Source organism: Acidomonas methanolica, from assembly GCF_004346035.1.
In the GTDB taxonomy this organism is placed as follows: domain Bacteria; phylum Pseudomonadota; class Alphaproteobacteria; order Acetobacterales; family Acetobacteraceae; genus Acidomonas; species Acidomonas methanolica.
Genome location: NZ_SLZN01000003.1, coordinates 40,735 through 58,849, shown reverse-complemented (window position 1 = coordinate 58,849; position 18,115 = coordinate 40,735). Strand labels below are relative to the sequence as shown.

At 65.0% G+C, this 18,115-nt stretch carries 13 protein-coding genes; 3 read left to right on the top strand and 10 right to left on the bottom strand.

Annotated elements, in window-relative coordinates:
• Positions 1 to 15: 15 nt before the first annotated feature.
• The 10 genes from EDC31_RS03680 to EDC31_RS03635 form a co-directional block, all read right to left on the bottom strand.
• Positions 16 to 420, bottom strand: coding sequence for a winged helix-turn-helix domain-containing protein (locus tag EDC31_RS03680; protein ID WP_081797398.1), 405 nt, complete (start codon positions 418 to 420; stop codon positions 16 to 18).
• Positions 421 to 565: 145 nt separating this feature from the next.
• Positions 566 to 2,845: a TonB-dependent receptor gene (locus EDC31_RS03675; protein ID WP_042055914.1), complete on the bottom strand. Its 2,280-nt coding sequence runs from the start codon at positions 2,843 to 2,845 to the stop codon at positions 566 to 568.
• 286 nt (positions 2,846 to 3,131) lie between these two features.
• On the bottom strand, positions 3,132 to 4,223 hold the full coding sequence (locus EDC31_RS03670; protein ID WP_042055912.1) for an ABC transporter ATP-binding protein: 1,092 nt from the start codon (positions 4,221 to 4,223) through the stop codon (positions 3,132 to 3,134).
• A gap of 46 nt (positions 4,224 to 4,269) precedes the next feature.
• On the bottom strand, positions 4,270 to 5,475 hold the full coding sequence (locus tag EDC31_RS03665; protein ID WP_042055908.1) for an ROK family transcriptional regulator: 1,206 nt from the start codon (positions 5,473 to 5,475) through the stop codon (positions 4,270 to 4,272).
• Positions 5,472 to 6,290, bottom strand: a complete 819-nt coding sequence (locus tag EDC31_RS03660) for a carbohydrate ABC transporter permease (RefSeq protein ID WP_042055906.1) — start codon at positions 6,288 to 6,290, stop codon at positions 5,472 to 5,474. The genes EDC31_RS03665 and EDC31_RS03660 overlap by 4 nt, the downstream gene beginning before the upstream one ends.
• A complete protein-coding gene (locus tag EDC31_RS03655; RefSeq protein ID WP_081797409.1) occupies positions 6,290 to 7,174 on the bottom strand; it encodes a carbohydrate ABC transporter permease in 885 nt (294 codons plus the stop codon). Before EDC31_RS03655 ends, EDC31_RS03660 begins: the two co-directional genes overlap by 1 nt.
• A 25-nt stretch (positions 7,175 to 7,199) precedes the next feature.
• Positions 7,200 to 8,117, bottom strand: a complete 918-nt coding sequence (locus EDC31_RS03650; protein ID WP_132126917.1) for an ROK family protein — start codon at positions 8,115 to 8,117, stop codon at positions 7,200 to 7,202.
• A gap of 8 nt (positions 8,118 to 8,125) precedes the next feature.
• Positions 8,126 to 8,998, bottom strand: coding sequence for a sugar phosphate isomerase/epimerase family protein (locus tag EDC31_RS03645; RefSeq protein WP_042055898.1), 873 nt, complete (start codon positions 8,996 to 8,998; stop codon positions 8,126 to 8,128).
• On the bottom strand, positions 8,995 to 10,290 hold the full coding sequence (locus EDC31_RS03640; protein WP_052511576.1) for an extracellular solute-binding protein: 1,296 nt from the start codon (positions 10,288 to 10,290) through the stop codon (positions 8,995 to 8,997). The genes EDC31_RS03645 and EDC31_RS03640 overlap by 4 nt, the downstream gene beginning before the upstream one ends.
• A complete protein-coding gene (locus tag EDC31_RS03635; protein WP_158310291.1) occupies positions 10,287 to 11,390 on the bottom strand; it encodes a glycoside hydrolase family 76 protein in 1,104 nt (367 codons plus the stop codon). The genes EDC31_RS03640 and EDC31_RS03635 overlap by 4 nt, the downstream gene beginning before the upstream one ends.
• A gap of 452 nt (positions 11,391 to 11,842) precedes the next feature.
• Here EDC31_RS03635 and EDC31_RS03630 point away from each other — a divergent pair, with 452 nt between their 5' ends.
• The 3 genes from EDC31_RS03630 to EDC31_RS03620 are packed head-to-tail and all read left to right on the top strand — an operon-like array spanning position 11,843 to position 18,089.
• Positions 11,843 to 14,698, top strand: a complete 2,856-nt coding sequence (locus EDC31_RS03630; RefSeq protein ID WP_052511572.1) for a TonB-dependent receptor — start codon at positions 11,843 to 11,845, stop codon at positions 14,696 to 14,698.
• A complete protein-coding gene (locus tag EDC31_RS03625) occupies positions 14,698 to 16,995 on the top strand; it encodes a Ca2+-dependent phosphoinositide-specific phospholipase C (protein WP_081797396.1) in 2,298 nt (765 codons plus the stop codon). Before EDC31_RS03630 ends, EDC31_RS03625 begins: the two co-directional genes overlap by 1 nt.
• Complete coding sequence (locus tag EDC31_RS03620; RefSeq protein ID WP_132126915.1) at positions 16,992 to 18,089, top strand: Gfo/Idh/MocA family protein; 1,098 nt, start codon at positions 16,992 to 16,994, stop codon at positions 18,087 to 18,089. Before EDC31_RS03625 ends, EDC31_RS03620 begins: the two co-directional genes overlap by 4 nt.
• The last annotated feature ends 26 nt before the right edge of the window (positions 18,090 to 18,115 follow it).

The following is an 18,115-nucleotide window of genomic DNA, read 5'->3' as shown; positions in this document are numbered from 1 at the left end:
TTTGACGGGTCGGCCCTATGGCGTGCCGCTCTCTTTGGCGAGATCCAGAATGGCCTCCAGATCGGACCTGCCCTTCATATAGGCGTCCCTCTCGAACGCCCGATAATGCGTGATCAGAGCGTGGCCGAGATCGGTGAGCACGGCGCCGCCGCCATGGCTTCCGCCCTGGGCGGTCGTGATGACGGGCGCCTTCAGGCTGAGATTCATCTCTTCCAGCAGATCCCAGGCGCGCTTGTAGGACATCGCAAGTTTCCGCGCCGCGCCGGATATGGAACCCGTTTCCGCCACGGCTTCCAGCAAGGCGATTTTACCCCGGCCGATGCGCAGGCCCGAGGGCAGATAGATGCGGATGCTGAGCCTGCAATCCGCCTGTCGCGGATCGCTTGTCGGCCCCGGCGTGCTGTCGGCTGGTTTCGGCATGGTCTTGATGCTTCGGCTGACTGTCCATCTTTCCGTCCGGAACGATCATAGCAGACTCTGTGCCTGCGCGTCTTTCACGACGATCAGGGACTCGACGACCGGGCCGCGGGACGCATGTCGGGGTAGCTGCGTCCCGTGGGGCGGTTCAGAACTCGGCCGACAGGGTGAAGTGATAGACGCGGGGCAATCCGGCATACAGGCTCGACGACGCGCCGGAGATGCCGCTGGGCGCGCCGGTATAGACCGACGCCCAATAGCGTTCGTTCGTGACGTTACTGACCCCGAAGCGGGCCACCCACGGAGAGCGGACGACATGGAAGGCGTAGCGCGTGCCCAGTTCCAGCGTCGTGTACGAGCCGGTATGCAGCGTGTTGGTGACGTTGGCCGCGCGGTTGCCCGTGTAATGCACGCCGGCATTGAAAGCCCAGCCCGATGCGAACGCGCCCAGGGTCGACGGCAGGCGGTAGTCCAGCAGCATACTGGCCTGAAGCGGCGCGGCGCCGACGATCTCCTTGTTGTCATAGGCGGCGGTCCTGCTGCCGACCAGTTCCGCGTCCAGCCAGGTCATGCCGGCGAGGACGGAGAGGCGAGGCAAAACCTCGCCCGAGATCTGGGCTTCCACACCGTAATTGCGCTGGGTTCCGCCATAGGTGTAGGTCTGGCAGGTGGTGCCGCCCGCGCAGGTGCCGTTGGCCGCGGCGACATACATCGCGTAGGGCGAGGTCATGCGGAAGCCGTCGATGTTGACCTGCATTTTCTGGTAACGCAGCTTGTAGCCGACTTCATATTCCTCGGCGCGTCCGATCGGCAACGCGATATTGGTGTTGGTATAATACTGGCTGTTCGGCGTCACCGGACCCGCTTCGACCGACCGGCCATAGGTGAAATAGAACGTCTGGTTATCGGTCGGCTTGTACATCACGCTGGTCGTCGGGCTGAAGGCCGCGTTGGCCGAAAAGGTTTTCCTGAGGGCGCTTCTGGCGTTCAGCGCACCGTGCTGGTCGATCCAGCTCCAGGCCAGCGTCCCCATGATCGACCAATGCCGGTCGAATGTCAGCGTATCGCCGACGATGAAGGACTGGCTGACAATGCTGCTGGATTTGTAGCGCCCCTCGTAATAAGGCTGCCTGCCGTTCATGGGCGCGGGGCCATACAGGGAGTATGTGCCCAGACTCTGCGGGGGCGTGACCGCCTTCACCGGGTTGTAGTTTCCCATCATGTAGCCATTGGTGCCGATGACCAGGTCATGCCGGACGGGGCCGGTGTAAACGCGGCCGTTGACATAGGCCATGTTGCTGCCGACGCGGAAATCGTCCGCCGTCGTCGTCGCGGTAGCCTTCGACGCATAGAAGCCGTCAGTGCCGCCCCTGGCGGTCAGGGTGTCGCTGATGCCGAAGGACTGGCGCAGGGCGTCCTGATAGAGGCCACCGAGGGTGAAGCTCCAGTCCCGGGAGAACTCATGCCGGATCTTGGCCAGGTAGGTGTTGGTTTCCATGTTGTAGCCGCTCCAGCCCGGGGCGAGGCGTCGGCCGAGATCGGGGGCTTCGGGCAACTCGCCGCCGATGCCGGTGGGGTTGGCGGCGGTGCCGGCGGGAATGCCGAAGCCGGGCGCGAGGCCCCGCGCGTCATAGGTGTAATGGCTGGCGTCGATTTCGATGACCGTCCTGTCGTCCAGATGGATATCGAAATCGCCGCTGACCATTTCGCGTCGTAGCCAGCTCCCCGACGCATAGCTCGTGCCGTCGGCATGGAGCATGTTCAGGCGGTAGCCGAACCAGCCCTTCCGCCCGACGCGGCCGGAGATGTCGCCGTTGACGAGCGGGGTGCCGATGGAATCGACGCCGACCGACAGCCGCTCGGTCCGCCGGTCGGTCGGGCGCTTGAGGGTGTATTCGAAGACGCCGGCGGGATTTTCCGGCCCATACATCGCCGCGGCCAGACCGTTGAGGACTTGCAGATTATCGACCCATTCGGCCGGATAAGGGGTCGTGGAGACCACGTTCAGCCCGTCGAGACGGGAATTGGCGATGATATCGGCCTCGAACCCGCGCGACTGCGGGCGGGAGATGTTGGGGTCGCCGCGGATCTCCAACTGAACGGAGGGCAGATACTGCGCCATGTCGTTGATGTTGCGGAGCTGCTGGTTGACCACGACGTCATGCGGAACGCCCATGACGGAATAGGGCGTGTCCAGCGTGTCCCGATTGCCCAGCGGGCCGAGATAGATGGTCTTGTTCATGTATCTGGCCGCCGTGCCGTCCGCCACATGGCGGCCGTGGACGACCATTGTCTCGCCATTCGAGCCGTCCAGCGTTCCGGCGATGGGCGCCGCATTGACAGGTTTCCGCGCGGCGCGGGGTTTGGCGGCGGTCTTTTCCGGGGGCGCCGACACCTCGGCGGCCAGGACGCCGTGTGCGAACAGCATGCCCCATAATAGTGCCGACAGGGAACGAACCGATGCGCGGGCGGCGCGCCCTGTTCCTCGCGGCCGTGGACAGTGGCGCCTGACATCGTAAGCGCGATCGGGCATATTTCTTCGTGCTCCTGTAAGGGTGGGGCCCGGCTGGAGAGCCCGCCCCCGGCCGATGCCGTTATATTCAATCAAATATAACGGAAAATCCCCAACACGTGCCACGCCAAATCGTCACCTCGCCTGTCGTGACGACGTGACGGCCAGAGACGCCATGGCGTGCCGATCGGACGCTTCGTCCCTACCCGGCCAGGGCGCAGGACACGCCCGCCGCATCGAAAAGATGGCAGTGCGCCGCCGGGAAGGCAAAAGAGAGATCCGCCCCGATCCGGAGATCCGCGTCGCCCTCCGCCTGGATCACGACCATCCTGTCGTCGGGGAGGCGAACATGCACAAGCGTCAGGGCGCCGAGATGCTCGACGGCCAGTACGTTTCCGCGAAACGCCGCCTCATCGCCATGCGCGATGCGGACATGCTCGGGGCGGATGCCCAAAGTGGCCGGGATGCCGACGAGCCGTGTCTGGTAATGGATCGGGAGCGTGAGCGAAACGCCGCCCGCCAGTTCCACCCGCACTTCATGCGTTTCCGTGGGCACCACCGTCAGAGGCAGGAAATTCATTGCCGGACTGCCGATAAATCCGGCGACGAAGCGGTTGCAGGGACGACGATAAAGCTCCAGCGGCGTGCCGACCTGCTCGATCGCCCCGTCGCGAAGCACGACGATACGATCGGCCATCGTCATGGCCTCGACCTGATCGTGAGTCACATAGATGGTCGTCGCGCCCAGTCTTCGATGCAACGTCGCAAGTTCGACCCGCATGTGCCCCCGTAATTCCGCGTCCAGATTGGACAGCGGCTCATCGAACAGGAACAGCTTCGGGTGACGCACGATGGCGCGGCCAATGGCCACGCGCTGTCGCTGGCCGCCGGACAGCGCGCCGGGCTTGCAGTCGAGATACGGCTCCAGTTTGAGGATGCGCGCGACCTCGCCCACCCGCTTCGCACGTTCGGCATCCGGCATCCTTGCCAGCCTGAGACCGAACTCCATGTTCCGCCGCACGGTCATATGCGGGTACAGGGCGTAGGACTGAAACACCATGGCCAGACCCCGCCCGGCCGGCTCGACGGCGTTCATCACGCGGCCGTCCATCAGCAGTTCGCCCGACGAAATATCTTCCAGCCCCGCGATCATGCGCAGGAGGGTCGATTTTCCGCAACCGGACGGTCCCACGAACACCACGAATTCACCCGGCTGGATGGTCAGGGAGACGCCCCGGACGATTTCCGCCGCATGATAGGTCTTGCGGATGTTTTTCAGTTCAACGAGGGCCATGGACAGGAGGCTCCGCGGCTACGATCGGAAACAGGGCGACGCGCGTTCAGCGATGGTCGAAAGGCCGCTCGTCGCCAGCGATGTGCCGGATATAGAGATGGCGAAAATCCGAACGTGTGTTGACGAAAATCGGCAGGCTCATGCCGCCGATGACCGGACCGTCGGCCAGACCGGCGACGGAAAAGCGCGGCAGCTCGCGCGCGCGGATGGCGCTGAGCGACGGCAGGAGCGGGTAAGTGCGTTCCACCAGCGCCGAGAGGATCGAGTCCGGCAATGCGCCGCCCAGCAGGACGGTCTCCGGATCGAAGGCCGTTTCCATGATGGAAATGAGGTAGCGCAGCGTGGAGGCGGCGTCCTCCAGCCAGTGCATCAGCCGGCTGTCGCGCCGCCGATGCAGCTCGGCCAGAATATCCGGCGTCAGCTCCTCGACCGGCCGCTTCAGCAACCGGGCAACGGCATGGAGCGAGAGCAGATCGTCGATCACGCCTTCGCCGCCGGGCGCGGGCAAGAGGCCGAACTCACCCGCATTGCCATGCACGCCCTTCATCGGCATGGCATCCACGACGATCCCCGCTCCGGTGCCATAGCCGATATAGACGAGCACGAAATTGCGCAGCGATCCGCCGGACTGATGAAGAAGCGTGCCGACCGCCGCCGCCGTGGCATCGTTTTCCATCAGGACAGGTATCTTGAGGCGCCCCGCCAGATCGGCCGCCGGGTCGAATCCACGCCACATTTCCCAGCCCGGCATGCGCATCTCGACTTCATACATGTCGGCATTCAGCGTGGGCAGCACCAGGCCCAGCCCCCAGACGGACGCCTGCCGGGCCCCGCTGCCCGTCATGAGCTGTTCGACCATCCCCGCCATGACCGCCATGGTGGCGGCGGGATTGCTGGTATCGCCGGACCAGTCGACACGGGCGACGATATTGAGCAGAAGATCTCCGAGCACGGCGGAAATCCGGCCACGATCCACATGCATGCCGATCGCGTATCCCGCCTCGGGATTGGGCGCGAGATAGGTCTGCGGCTGGCCCCGCAATCCCGAGGATCGCCCGGCCTCGCGGATGAGCCCCTGATCGAGAAGCTCCCGCGTGATGCCGGAAATCGTCTGCGGCTTGAGACCGACGCGCTGTGCGATATCCACGCGACTCAGCGGGCCGTTCTGATGCAGCAGTTCGAAGACGAGACGGCGATTATAGATGCGCGAGAAGGCCTGTCCCGCGCCGTCGGGTGAGTCGTGCTCGCTCATTTCACCGCTCCCGCCGTCAATCCGGCCGCGATGCGATGCTGGAACAGCAGAACGAGGAAAATCGGAGGCAGGGTCGCAAGCAGGGACGCAGACATGATGATTCCGAATGGGAGTTCGAACCGGCTCGGCGCGGAGATGAGACCAATGCTCACAGGCAGCGTACGCGCGGAATCGCTCAGGGTGAAGGTCAGGGCGAACAGGAATTCGTTCCAGCAGTTCATGAAGGTCAGGAGACCGGTCGCGACGATGCCGGGCCAGATCAGCGGCATGTGAATGAGCGTCAAACGCCGCAACACGCCGCATCCGTCCAGCATCGCCGCCTCGTCCAGATCGCGCGGCAGATCGCGGAAGAACCCCGCCAGGAGCCAGATCGCAAAGGGCAGCGCAAAGAAGAGATCGGCGAAAATCAGGCTGCCGAGCCGGTTATAGAGACCGAGCCGGGAGATGAGGGTGAACAGGCCGGACAGGATCGCGATCTGCGGCAGCATCGAGCAGCCCAGCAGCAGGGCGAGAATCACGCCGCGCCCCCGAAAGGACATCCGCCCCAGCGCATAGGCCGCCGGCAGCGCCAGCAACAGGGCGATCACCCCCACTGCGCTCGCCGACAGGAGCGAATTGGCGGCATCGCGCCACCAGCTCGGGTCCGAGAGTACCTGGCGATAATTGCCGAAATCCGGCCGGGCGAACGGCGCGGTGGAAAAGAGCTGCGGTCCCCGGCGGAAGGACGTCACGAGCGCCCAGTAGAGCGGAAAGAGCGTCTGGACGAGAGCCACGGCGAGAGCCAGCCGACGCGGGAAGGGCGAGCCGGGCCGCATCAGGAACGGCTCCCGCGCCGCGTCACGGTGACGCAGCGCCAGAACAGGATGACGACGAGCGCAATGACGCCGAGCGTCGCCAGCGCCGAGGCCGCCCCGTAGCCCGGCGCGCCGAATTGCACGATCTGCGTCTGGACGAATACGGACAAGGTCATGCCGTTCATGTCCGCCCCGTAGAGCACGCTCGAAAGATCGAACATTCTCAGCGCGTCAAGGAGACGGAACAGGGCCGCGACGATCAATGTCGGCCAGAGCAGCGGCAGCGTGACGTGACGGAAACATTGCCAGCCGGTCGCGCCGTCCATGCGCGCGGCATCCAGAACATCCGTCGGCACGGCCTGAAGTCCCGCCAGGGCGAGCAGCGTCATGAACGGCGTGGCCTGCCATATGTCGACCACGATCATGACGACAAGCATGCCGGTCGGCCCCGCCGTCCACGCGATGCTGTGCCGGATCAGCCCGACATCGAGGAGCACGGCGTTGATAATCCCATACTGGTCGTTGAGCATCCAGCCCCATAACCGCGCGGCCACCACGCCTGGCACCGCCCAGGGTAGCAGCATGACGGCCAGCACGATCCCCCGCGTGGCCGTGTCCAGCTTCTGAAGAAGCAGGGCCACGCCCAGCCCGAGGACAGTTTCGGCGAGAACCGCGCCCAGTGCGAAGAGGATTGTCGTGCGCACCGCATGCCACCAGCCCGAATCGCCCATCAGGATGCGGAAGTTCTCGAGCGTCGCACCCGCCCGCGCGGGAACGAAACCGTGCGGATCATGGCTGAACGCCAGGTGCAGCGTCTGGACGAGCGGCACGAGCACCAGCGCCGCCAGCGTAAGGAGCGCGGGCGCCAGAAGGGCCCATGGCCGCCATGCGGGAGTCTTGTGCATCAGGCTTCCGCGCAACATCGGGCGCCTATCGTGCCGCACAGGCCGCCAGAGCGGCGCCTATGATGCCGGCCTCCTCGCCCAGCCCGGCCACGAGCAGAGGAATATCGGCGCAGGAGCGTTCCCAGATATGGGCGCGGATCTGACTTTCGAGCTGCGCGCGATAGACGCCCGTGGAGCAGCCGAGGCCGCCGCCGAGAACGATCTTCTCGGGATCGAGCATGTTCACCGCCTGCGCGATCAGGCGTCCTCCCATCCCCGCGCCATCGGCGATGACGCCCAGCGCCAGGAGATCGCCCTGCGCGGCCCGTTCATCCAGGCTGTGCACGCCCTGCGGCAGCGGGTCGCCGCCCCTGTCCTCCCACAACCGCGCCATGCCCAGCCCCGAGGCGTACTCCTCGGGAATCGCCGCCGCGAGCGTCGAGCGATCGCTCACCGGCACGGCCATTTCGGAACTGGCGAAATGGATCGCGAAACCATGCGCGCCCGCATAGGGACGACCGTGGAGGCAAAGCGTGAAGCTCATCCCCGAACCGAGAGAGAAATAGGCGAAATTGTCGCAGCCGCGTCCCGCGCCGAAACGCGCCTCCGCGAAAGCGGCGGCCCGGACGTCGCTCTCGGCCCGGGCCGGCGCGCGGGTGACACAGGCAAGGCGCTCGACGAGGCCGGGCAGCGGAAAGTTCCAGGCGCTGCGGATCTCGCCCCGAAGGTCCACCAGTTCGGGAACCGCGACGCCTATACCCGCCGCCGCCTGATCACGCGCGTCATCGGGCGGCGCGATCGCGCCGGCGAGCGCCACGATATCGTCCACGATCGTCTCGCCCGGCGCGTCCCGGCGGGTGGGAATGCGACTGACGGGCCCGAGAGCTCCCGCCTCCATGTTTACCCAGGCGGCCGCGATTTTCGTCGCCCCGACATCGATTCCAATGGCGTAGGAGGAAGGCATCCGTTCTGTCACAAGCCAAGCCGCCGCAGAACGTCGCGGTTATGTCGGGCGATGGGCAGTGGCTTCTCCGGCGGGCATGGATACATGTCCTGCTCGACCACGGCGAAACCATCGAAGTTCCGCGCCCTGAGAAAGGCCACCACCTCCGCGAAATCCATGACCCCCTTGTCCAGCTCGCACATCACGCCGTTCTGGAACACCTCCATGAAAGGCGTTTCCTCCGCCATGGCCCGCGCATGGAGGACGCCGTCCATGTTCTTGAAATGATAATAGGGAATGCGGTCCGCATGGGCGCGCATGAAGGCCAGCGCATCCGCGCCCGTATAGGCGTGATGGCCGAAATCATAGCAGAGTTGCACGAACTCCGCCGGCGTGTCCGCCAGCAGACGCAGGATCTCTTCTTCGGTTTCCACTGCCGTGCCGACATGGGGATGAAAGAGCAGCCGCAGCCCATGATCCTCGGCGAGGACGCGCCCGGCCTCCGTGATGACGCCCATCATCTGGCGCCATGTGTCCGGCGAGGCGACGCGCGCCTGCCGGGTGGGATAGACGTCCGAATCGTCCATGAGCAGCAGCCACGGCGTGCCGGTCGCGACCAGCGTTTCGCATAGCGGCTTCAGGCGCGCCCGCAGCGTCTCCAGAGCGTCCGGCGCCGCGAGAGGATGCACCACCGCCGCGCCGCACAGGCCGAGATCGCGGGACGCCAACGCCTCCGCAAGTCGGGCGCGGTCCGTCGGCAGGTAGCCCCACGGTCCCAGTTCGGTCCACCCATAGCCGGCCTGCGCCACCTCATCGAGATAACGCTCCCAGGGCGTCTGGCGGGGATCGTCCGCATACCACACGCCCCAGGCGTCCGGGGCCGTTCCGATATGAATGGTCATCGAGTCTTCTCCTGAGGAAGGGTCACATCCGCCGGGCGTCCGGGCCACTGCCCGCGATGGGCCATGATCCCGAACACATCCGAGAGTCGGTGCAGCGTGTCCGAGGCGTCGTGCCCGCCGCGCAGCGCATCGTGGAAGCCGTTTGCCGCGAGCCAGGCCACACGCGGATAATCCATGCCCGTCTGCGCCACCGGACGCAGGACCGGACGGGCAAGGGCGGGTCGTATGGTCGCGAGAACCGGCAGGGCAGCCCGCATATCGGGATCGTCGAGGAGCGATCGACGGGCCGGGATATAAGCCCCGGCGACGGCGCGCGCCCGCTCGACGGCGCGCGACGTCAGATAGCGCATCAGCGAAAGCGCCTCGGCGGCATGAGCGGTGCCGCGCGCCATGCCGAGATAGACCGTGCCGTCGACGCCCTGCGGCGGCTCGGAAGCGGTGTCGCGCGGCAAGGGCGCGACCCCGACCTTCCCGGCGATCGAACTCTGCGGATCATTGGCCAGCGCCCAGGCATAGACCCAGTTGCGCATGAACACGGCGTGGCCGGACTGGAAGGCCCCGCGCGTTGCCTCCTCGTCGTCCGAGAGCACGCCGGCCGGAGAAATCGTGCCGATCCAGCCCGAAGCGCGCGTCAACGCCGCGCGCGCTCCGTCATTGTCGAGATCGACTCTGCCGTCTTCGGAGACGATGGCGCCCCCCGCGGGGCCGAACCATTCGAGCACATTGCACAGGAGACTCTCCGCCGCGCGCCCCTGCCAGACATAGCCCCACAGGGCCCCGTCCCCGCGCGCGCGCTCCGCGTCCTGAATCGTGCGGGCCTCGGATGCGAGTTCATCCCAGCTTTGCGGCACGGGAAGCCGGTACCGCGCCAGCAGGTCCTTCCGATAGAACAGCAGACCGATATCGCGGTACCAGGGAAGCGCCACATTCCGCCCGGCGCTGGTGAACGTTCCCGGCGCCAGATCGTCGTCGTCCGGCGTGGGCGCGATCGCGCCCAGCATGGGCGCCAGCGTGCCCAGCCATGTCCCGTCCATGACCAGAACGTCCACGACCGGCGTCGGCGCGGAGAGAAGCTGTCGATAGAGCGGGAGGACCTCACCCCAGTCAGACGGCAGCAGAACAAGCGTCACCGCATGTCCCGTCGCCTGCGCCCAGGCCTGCGTCTCGGACCGGCAGAGCGCCATTTCCGTGCCGCTCGAGGAGCAGAACACCGTGAGACTTCCCGCGCGTGCTCCCGGCGAGAGGAACGAAGCCCAGAACACGGCCAAAAGCAGCGGCAGCCGTTCCCTCATTGAACGACATCACCCGACGCATGTGCTGCCGCCACGAACAGATCGGCTGCCGTCAGTTGCGCCTGCGCCGAGGGCTCAAAGGGCGCAGCTTTCCAGTCGCCGTCGAACCGCATGTCGCGCGACCGGCTCGCCCAGACGCGCGCGCTCTCATCGATCAACCACGCGCCGAGGGCATGGCGCGGCTCGCCCACTGGCAAGACCTGCACGAGACGCCCCAGAGCCCGCACGAAGATTCCGCGAAAAATCCGGCTATCGACGCTCATCGGCTCCCTCGCCTCGGCGAAGCCCCCGTCAGGCGTGGCGCCCGCGGCAATCGCCTGACGGGCGATACGCGCCGCCCGGTCCAGCAGGCGCGCATCGCCCGTCAGATGCGACATGTGGCGCAAGGCATCGAGAATGACCCCCTGATTGTAACTGTAGGGCGCACCGTCATTATTACGACAATGGGCATCCAGCCCGTCATTGACGGCCCGAGATTCCGCGATCATGCCGCTGCCGTCAAACCAGCGCCAGCTTTGCTCCGCCCAGTCCCGATACGGGGCCGCTCCCGTCACGCCATACAGACGTGCGGCCACATCCATGAAAAGCTCGTTGGTGATCGCGTTCTTGTAGGTATGCGCGCGATCCCACCAGACGCCGCCGCCACAGACGCCGTCCCAGTCACGGGCGGCGATGCGGGCGAAGATCCGTGCCGCGTCGTCCGTGTTCTCACGCCGGCGGGTCGTGTCCGTTTCCCGCTCGGCCCAGTCCAGCGCCGCTTCCGCCACCCAGAGGTCGTCATCATTGCCGTCCAGACCCCGGCGGTCGGCAAGAAGATCGCGCGCCAGCGTGTGAAAGCGGCGATCGCCTGACTCCGCTTCATAGCCAGCCAGACCGCTCACCGTCACGAAACGCTGCCATGCGTGAAAATTGCCGCCATCACGATGGGCATGAAGCTCGGCGGCATAGTGCGCGGGCAGAACGTCAAGGGCCAGTGCGGCGTGCTGGAGAAGCAGCGCCTTTGGGAGCGTTGCCGGTGAGGCGAGACACGACCACGGCAAAAATCCCCACGCCACCAGACCCAGAACCCCCAGAGACTTTCGAAGACCCGCCGACGCCACCACCTGCTCCCGTTCCGCGGCCCCGAACAGCGATGAGGGCCCGCAACGGCCCCCCGGGGCTTCATGCACATTAATTACATGGCCCGTATTTTATGTCCAAGAGTTTTCGGTTTTCCGTCACATATCGACAACGACTGACATTTAACACAGCCTTCACACAAATCTTCCGCAAAACGGATTAAAGCCGGTTCGGCAGTGAATTTCCAAGTTTATAAGAGGTTTCATAAGCGTGACTCGGAAATTTATCCGGACAACAGGTTTTTTCGTTACGAAAATGGAAAATAACAACATAGATCAATAAACTTGTTTTATTATCGTCCATCCAGGACGGGCGGCGTGACCTCCACGCCCCTTTCGTCCCCCGCATTTCCCGCGACCCTGCCGTTGGCGACAGCCAGGAGCCCACGCGGCCAGAGCATGGTTCATCTCTTTCCTCCAAGGGGATCCGTTCGATGATATCGTTCAAAAAAGCGCTGACGAGATACCTGATCCCGCTGACGACGGTCGGGGTCATCGCGCCGGCCATGGCGCAGCCGACGTCGCACAAGATCAGGACGCACAGCAAAAAAGCTGAGCCGCGCGCCGTCGCTCATCCCGGAGCCGGAACCGCGCCCGCAGCGGCAAAGGCCGCCGCGCCCGCGACGCCACGGCAGGTCCTCACGCCTGTCGCCAAGGCCGAGCGCATCGAGGTCACCGCCCTGCGCGGCGGGACTGTCGCCGCGGCCCTGGACGAGCAGCGCCGCAGCCTGGGCGTCGCGAGCGTCATGTCCCGCGAGCAGATCGAGCAGGCGCCGGAGACGAATCTTTCCGACATCCTGACGCGCCTGCCGGGCGTGTCGGCCTATAGCGACATGAGCGGCGGTCAGGCGGCCACCGGCGAGTCGCAATACATGACGATCCGGGGCCTCGATTCGAGCTACAACGCCTATATGCTCAACGGCGAGCGCATCGCGCCGGCCGATCCCACGACACGCGCCATCTCGTTCGACATGCTCGCTCCTTTCGGCATCACGTCGATCAAGGTGTCCAAAAGCACCACGGCGGACATGGACGGCGATGCGATCGGCGGCGCCATCGATATCCGGACGCCGACCGCCTTCGATTTCTCCGGCCCCTATCAGAAGATCACCATACAGGGACAGTTGAACGACAACGCCGCACAGATCGGCACGCAGGATCTTGGCGGCACCGGACAGGTGGAATTCGCCCGGCGCTTCGGCAAGGACGGACGTTTCGGCGTCTACGCCACGGGGTATTATTCATCCAAGGGCGTGCTGGCCGACGCCGTCTCGCCCAACACCTCCTACTCCCCGACACTGCTCTCCCAGGCGGGCGTCACGACCCTGAACCAGGCGTCGGAACTCTCGACGCAGCAGTTGAAATACGACCTCTTCTCCAGCTCCATCAAACGGTACGGCGGTTCTCTCTCGCTCAACTACCGGGGTGACCATCAGGAAGTCTATTTCGTCGGCACATACGGCCAATACAATGTGACCATGAACGACAATCAGGTCTCGATGCGCGGCGGGAATTCCGGGTATAACGCCGACGGCATCTATCAGTCCGCAACCGCCTCGCGCGGACAGTATTTCGAGACCGATGACTCGGCCCAGTTGCTGACCACGCAGAAACTCGGCGGCATCACGCGCACCGGTAACTGGACCGTCAATTACGACATCTTCAACAGCTATGGCGTCCAGGCCAGCCCCAATCAGGTCGAGGCCAGCATGTATGGCAACACGACCGTCAACGGCCCCTTCACCTTCGACGTCGCCAACACGACACTGCCGCGCGCCGTCGCGTCGCCGGCGGCCCTGGGCCAGCTTTACAACCAGAATATCGCCCGCTTCTGGAAGACGCAGGGACGCGACTCCCAGAGCACGGCGGACATGTTCGGCATTCACTCGGATGCGACCTATCGCTTCCATTCCGACATCCTGAAATCCGTCGTGTTCGGCTTCAAGATCAGCGACACGCAACGTGAGGCCTGGCATCATCCCTATTTTCACGACGACAACAACTTCATCTATGACGGCCCGTTCTTCGGCGGCCAAAACTGGCCCTATTACAATGGCGCCGGTCCCGTCGTCGGCAATATTCCAGGAAAGAACGTGAACGCCTTCGGCGGAGCGACGGGCGATTTCCGCCTCCTCGACCGCTCGTGGATCCAGAACACGACGGTGCCGTATAAATATCAGAACGATCCCAACGGCGCCGGCAATTACACGAAAAACGACTGGAACGCGAATACCAGCCGCGGTTCCGAGCGCATCTATGCAGGCTTCGTCGAGTTGAACCTGCAGGCCGGGCCGGTCGATATCCACCCGGGCTTCCGCTACGAATATACCGATTTCAGCGGCTCGCACTGGAAATCGAACGGCGACGACGCGACGGGCGAGTTTATCAGGGTCAAGCAGTCCTACGGCAATCCGCTGCCGTACCTCAACATCAACTATCGCCCGACGGAGCTCAGCGTCCTGCGCTTTTCCGTGCGCCGCGCCCTCACGCGCCCGGCATTCGGCCTGATCAACGGCGCGACCACGCTCTCGCTGGACTCCCTGACCAACCGCATCATTTCCGTGTCCCAGCCCAACCCGAACCTGCGGCCGACCACCGCCACCGTCTTCGATTTCTCCGGAGAACTCTACAACCACCATGCGGGCGTCATTTCGGCATCGGTCTACTACAAGCAGATCCAGAAATTCATCTTCACCTCCGTGTCCGGCACGTCGAACAGCTCGACGCTCGGCGGAAACGTGCCGACCAACGCCTATACGGATAACGGCACGGAATATCAGATGCCCAAGAACGGCGGCGGCGCGACGCTCGAAGGCATCGAACTCAACGCCCAGCAGACGCTGTATTTCCTGCCGCGCTGGCTCGGCGGCTTCGGCGTGAACGGCAACATCACGCTCCAGCATTCGACCGCCAAGAGCAACATCGCCGGACACCCGAACACGGCTCTCCCGCGCGCGCCGGAGATGATGTATAATCTCGGCGTCTTCTACAATCGCGGTCCGGTCCATTTCGACCTGAACTACAATTACATCGGCACCCAGCTTCTCAGCGTGAATTCCTCCCTGCCGGACTTCTACCTGCAACCGACGCAAAGGCTCGATCTCAGCCTGAAATACAGGTTCGGCTGGGGCCTGACAGGAACACTGGCGATGCAGAACCTGCTGAATACCCCCGCCTACTGGGAAACGATGGGGAAGGGAAAATCCTATCTCGCCTATGACGGCTCGGCCAACGGCGCCTTCGTTCAGACGGGCCGCATGTATCTCGCCGGCCTCACCGGACAATTCTGATGAACGCGCGCCCGAGACACCGTCGTCACTGGAGCGCGGCCCTTCTGGCCACATCCTTTCTGCTCGCCTCAGGTTCGGCGAGGGCCGAAGCGCCGTTCGATCCCGCTGCCTTGCGGCTCGACCAGTTGCAGGTCATCGGGTCGCATAACAGCTACCATGCCGGGGTCGAGCCCGGCATCATGGCGAAGATCGAGCGCGCCGATCCCGATCTCGCGCATCTTCTCGATTATGCGCATCCCCCGCTCCCGGTCCAATTGGACCGGGGCATCCGCCAGTTCGAACTCGATATTTACGCCGACAGCCGGGGCGGGCGGTTCGCCACGCCCCATCGCCCCGGTCATCCGGAGGAAAAATGGCCTCTGCCGCCGGCCGAGGCGGCGCTCATGCGCCAGCCCGGTTTCAAGGTCATGCATATTCCTGACATCGACCAGCACGCGAACTGCGAGCCGCTCAAGGCGTGCCTGCTGGAAATCCGCGACTGGTCGCATGCCCATCCCGACCATGTCCCCGTTTTCGTCATTCTCGAAGTCGAGCAGGACAACGACGTGCCGGGCGGGACACCTGCCGAACTCTTCAACGCCGGAACGTTCGACGCGCTCGACGCCACGATCCGGTCCGTCTTCGCGCGGCATGACCTTCTGACTCCTGACGATGTGCGGGGAGACGAGGCGTCGCTCGCGGCGGCGATCAGCGCCCATGGCTGGCCGACCCTCGCCCGGAGCCGCGGCAAGATCGTCTTTCTGCTGGACCAGCGCAGCAACGGGCCGCTTTATCTTGAGGGCCATCCCGCCCTGAAAGGCCGCGTCGCCTTCACCAACGCGGCACCCGACGCGCCGGACGCCGCCTTTACGGAACTCAATGACGGTCCGGATGATCAGATAACGACGCTGGTCCGCCGCCATATGCTCGTACGGACGCGCGCTGACGTGAATACCATCGAAGCCCGCGACGGCACCATCGCGCGACGCGACGCCGCCCTGGCAAGCGGCGCGCAGATCGTCAGCACGGACTATCCCAACGGTGAAGCCGCGCGCTGGAGCGGGTATCGCGCCGGCTTTCCGTCCGGCGGGCCGGTGCGCTGCAATCCCGTCACCGCCCCTCCGGGATGCGTCTCACGGCTCATCGAGCCCGCGGGACGGCACGGATTCCATTTGCGCCGGGTCGTCATGGTCATGCGTCATGGCATCCGCTCCCCCCTGCCGGGCCAGGAACCCGCGACGGCGACGATTGCCGGCGGATGGCCGCACTGGGACGTCGCTCCGGGCGATCTGACGCCCCACGGCGCCGCCGGCATGCGCTCCATCGGCCAGTTCGAGCGCGCATGGCTCGACGAAAACGGCCTTCTCCCGGCGCATGGATGCCCCGCCGCGGGCAGCGTCGCGATCCGCTCCAACTCGGCAGAGCGCACGGTGGCCAGCGCCCAGTCCTTCGTGGACGGCTTTGCGCCCGCGTGCTCCCTCGCCATCGCCCACCAGCCGCCGGGCACGCCAGATCCGCTCTTCTCGGCGCTCGATGCCGATCCCGCGCGCTTCGACATGCGGTCCATCGTGCCGCACCTGCCGGATGCGAACGCGATGTTCGCGCCGCACAAGGATATGCTGGCGGCGCTCGGACGCCTTGTCCGGTGCAACGACGGTCCGTGTGGCTTTCTGTCGGCACCGAGCCATGTCGAACCGAACGACACGAATCACGGGCTGACCCTCTCCGGTCCGATCCGCGAAGGCTCCTCGATCGCCGAAGCGCTGATGCTGGCCTATCTGGACGGCAAGCCGACACCCGTGACGGACGGAAAATCCCTGGATGCCGGGCAACTTGGCGCATTGTCGGCCCTGCATGCCGCGATGTTGGACAGCATCGTCCGGCCGCCCGCGATCGGCGCGCCGATGTCGCGCGATCTGCGCGCACGTCTCGTAGCGGATCTGACCGACAAGACCGGCCCCGATTTCCGCCTTTATGTCGGCCATGACGACACCATAGCCCCGCTCTTGGGCCTGATGGACACGCATGTGCGCGCACCCGGCTACGCGCCCGACGAGATACCGGTCGGCTCGGCGCTGGGATTTGCCGTCTACGGCAACGATCTCGGCGAGACCGTCGTCCGCGTGTTCTTCCAGTCCCAGACGCCCGAAGCCCTGCGGACGACGCCGGACAGCGCGTGGCCCTCCCTGAGCTTCCCCTCCGTCCCGGCCTGCAAAGGCGCCACGGGCCTCTGCACCATGGACGAGGTGATCTCCACACTGAAGAACATCCGGTCACGGGACGCGTCTCAGTCGCACACAGGAACGAAACCGTCATGAAGACGCTCTCCAGGACGCTCTCTCTGGGCCTGCTCGGCGCGGGCGAAGTCGCGCAGTTGATCCACCTGCCGATCCTTAGGCAGTTGCGGGACCGCTATCAGGTCACCGCGCTGTATGATCCGTCTCCTTCCGTCCTGTCGCAGGTCGGCGACGCCTGGGGCATACCGCATCGCCACCACACGGCGGACGCCCTTGTTGCCGACCCGGCCATCGACGCCGTCATGATTCTGAGCCCGGACCAGTTCCATGGCGAGCACGCGCGAGCCGCGCTCCGGGCCGGGAAACATGTCTTTCTCGAAAAGCCCGCCTGCCTGACGGTCGCGGACCTGCAGTCTCTGATCGAGGTGGCGCGACAGACCGATCGCGTGACGATGGTGGGATATATGCGCTGTTACGCCCCTGCCTTCACGCAGGGTCAGGCCCTTCTGAAGCAGATGGGCGAAACGCGCTATGTCCGTGTGCGGGATCTGATCTGCGAAGGCCCCTGGTTTTTCGCCGGCTGGAGCGAGGTCGTCACGCCCGCCGACGACATTCCGGGCGATCTGATCGCGTCGAGCCGCGCCAGACGGCTCGCCGACCTGAAATCCGTCTGTGGAGACGATGCCCCGCCTGCCATGCTGAAGGCCTACGAGGTTCTCACCGGGCTGGGTGTGCACTCGCTTTCCGCCCTGCGCATGCTGCTGGGCTCGCCGCGGCGCGTCATCGCGGCGCATGTCGCGCAGGGCGGCATGCAGATCAACGCGCTTCTGGACTACGGAACTTTCGTGACGAGCTATGAATGCCTGATCGACGACGTGGTGCGGTTCGACGCGACCATCGAGGTGATCTCAGGCCGCGAGAAACTCGATATTCATTACGACACGCCCTATATCCGCAACCTGCCCGGCCGCACCGTGTTCCAGACAAGCACCGATACGGAAAATACCGTCCAGAATTTCGGCCCTTTCTACAAGGACCCGTTCCGCGTGGAACTCGAACATTTCCACGACGCCGTCATTGCGGGCCTCCCCATGCGCACCCCGCTGCAGGACGCGCTCGCCGATCTCGATCTCTGTCGGCAGATCATGGCCGCCGCCCGTCAGAGCGCGGCCTAGAGTCATATCCGTTCACACTGGTTCAC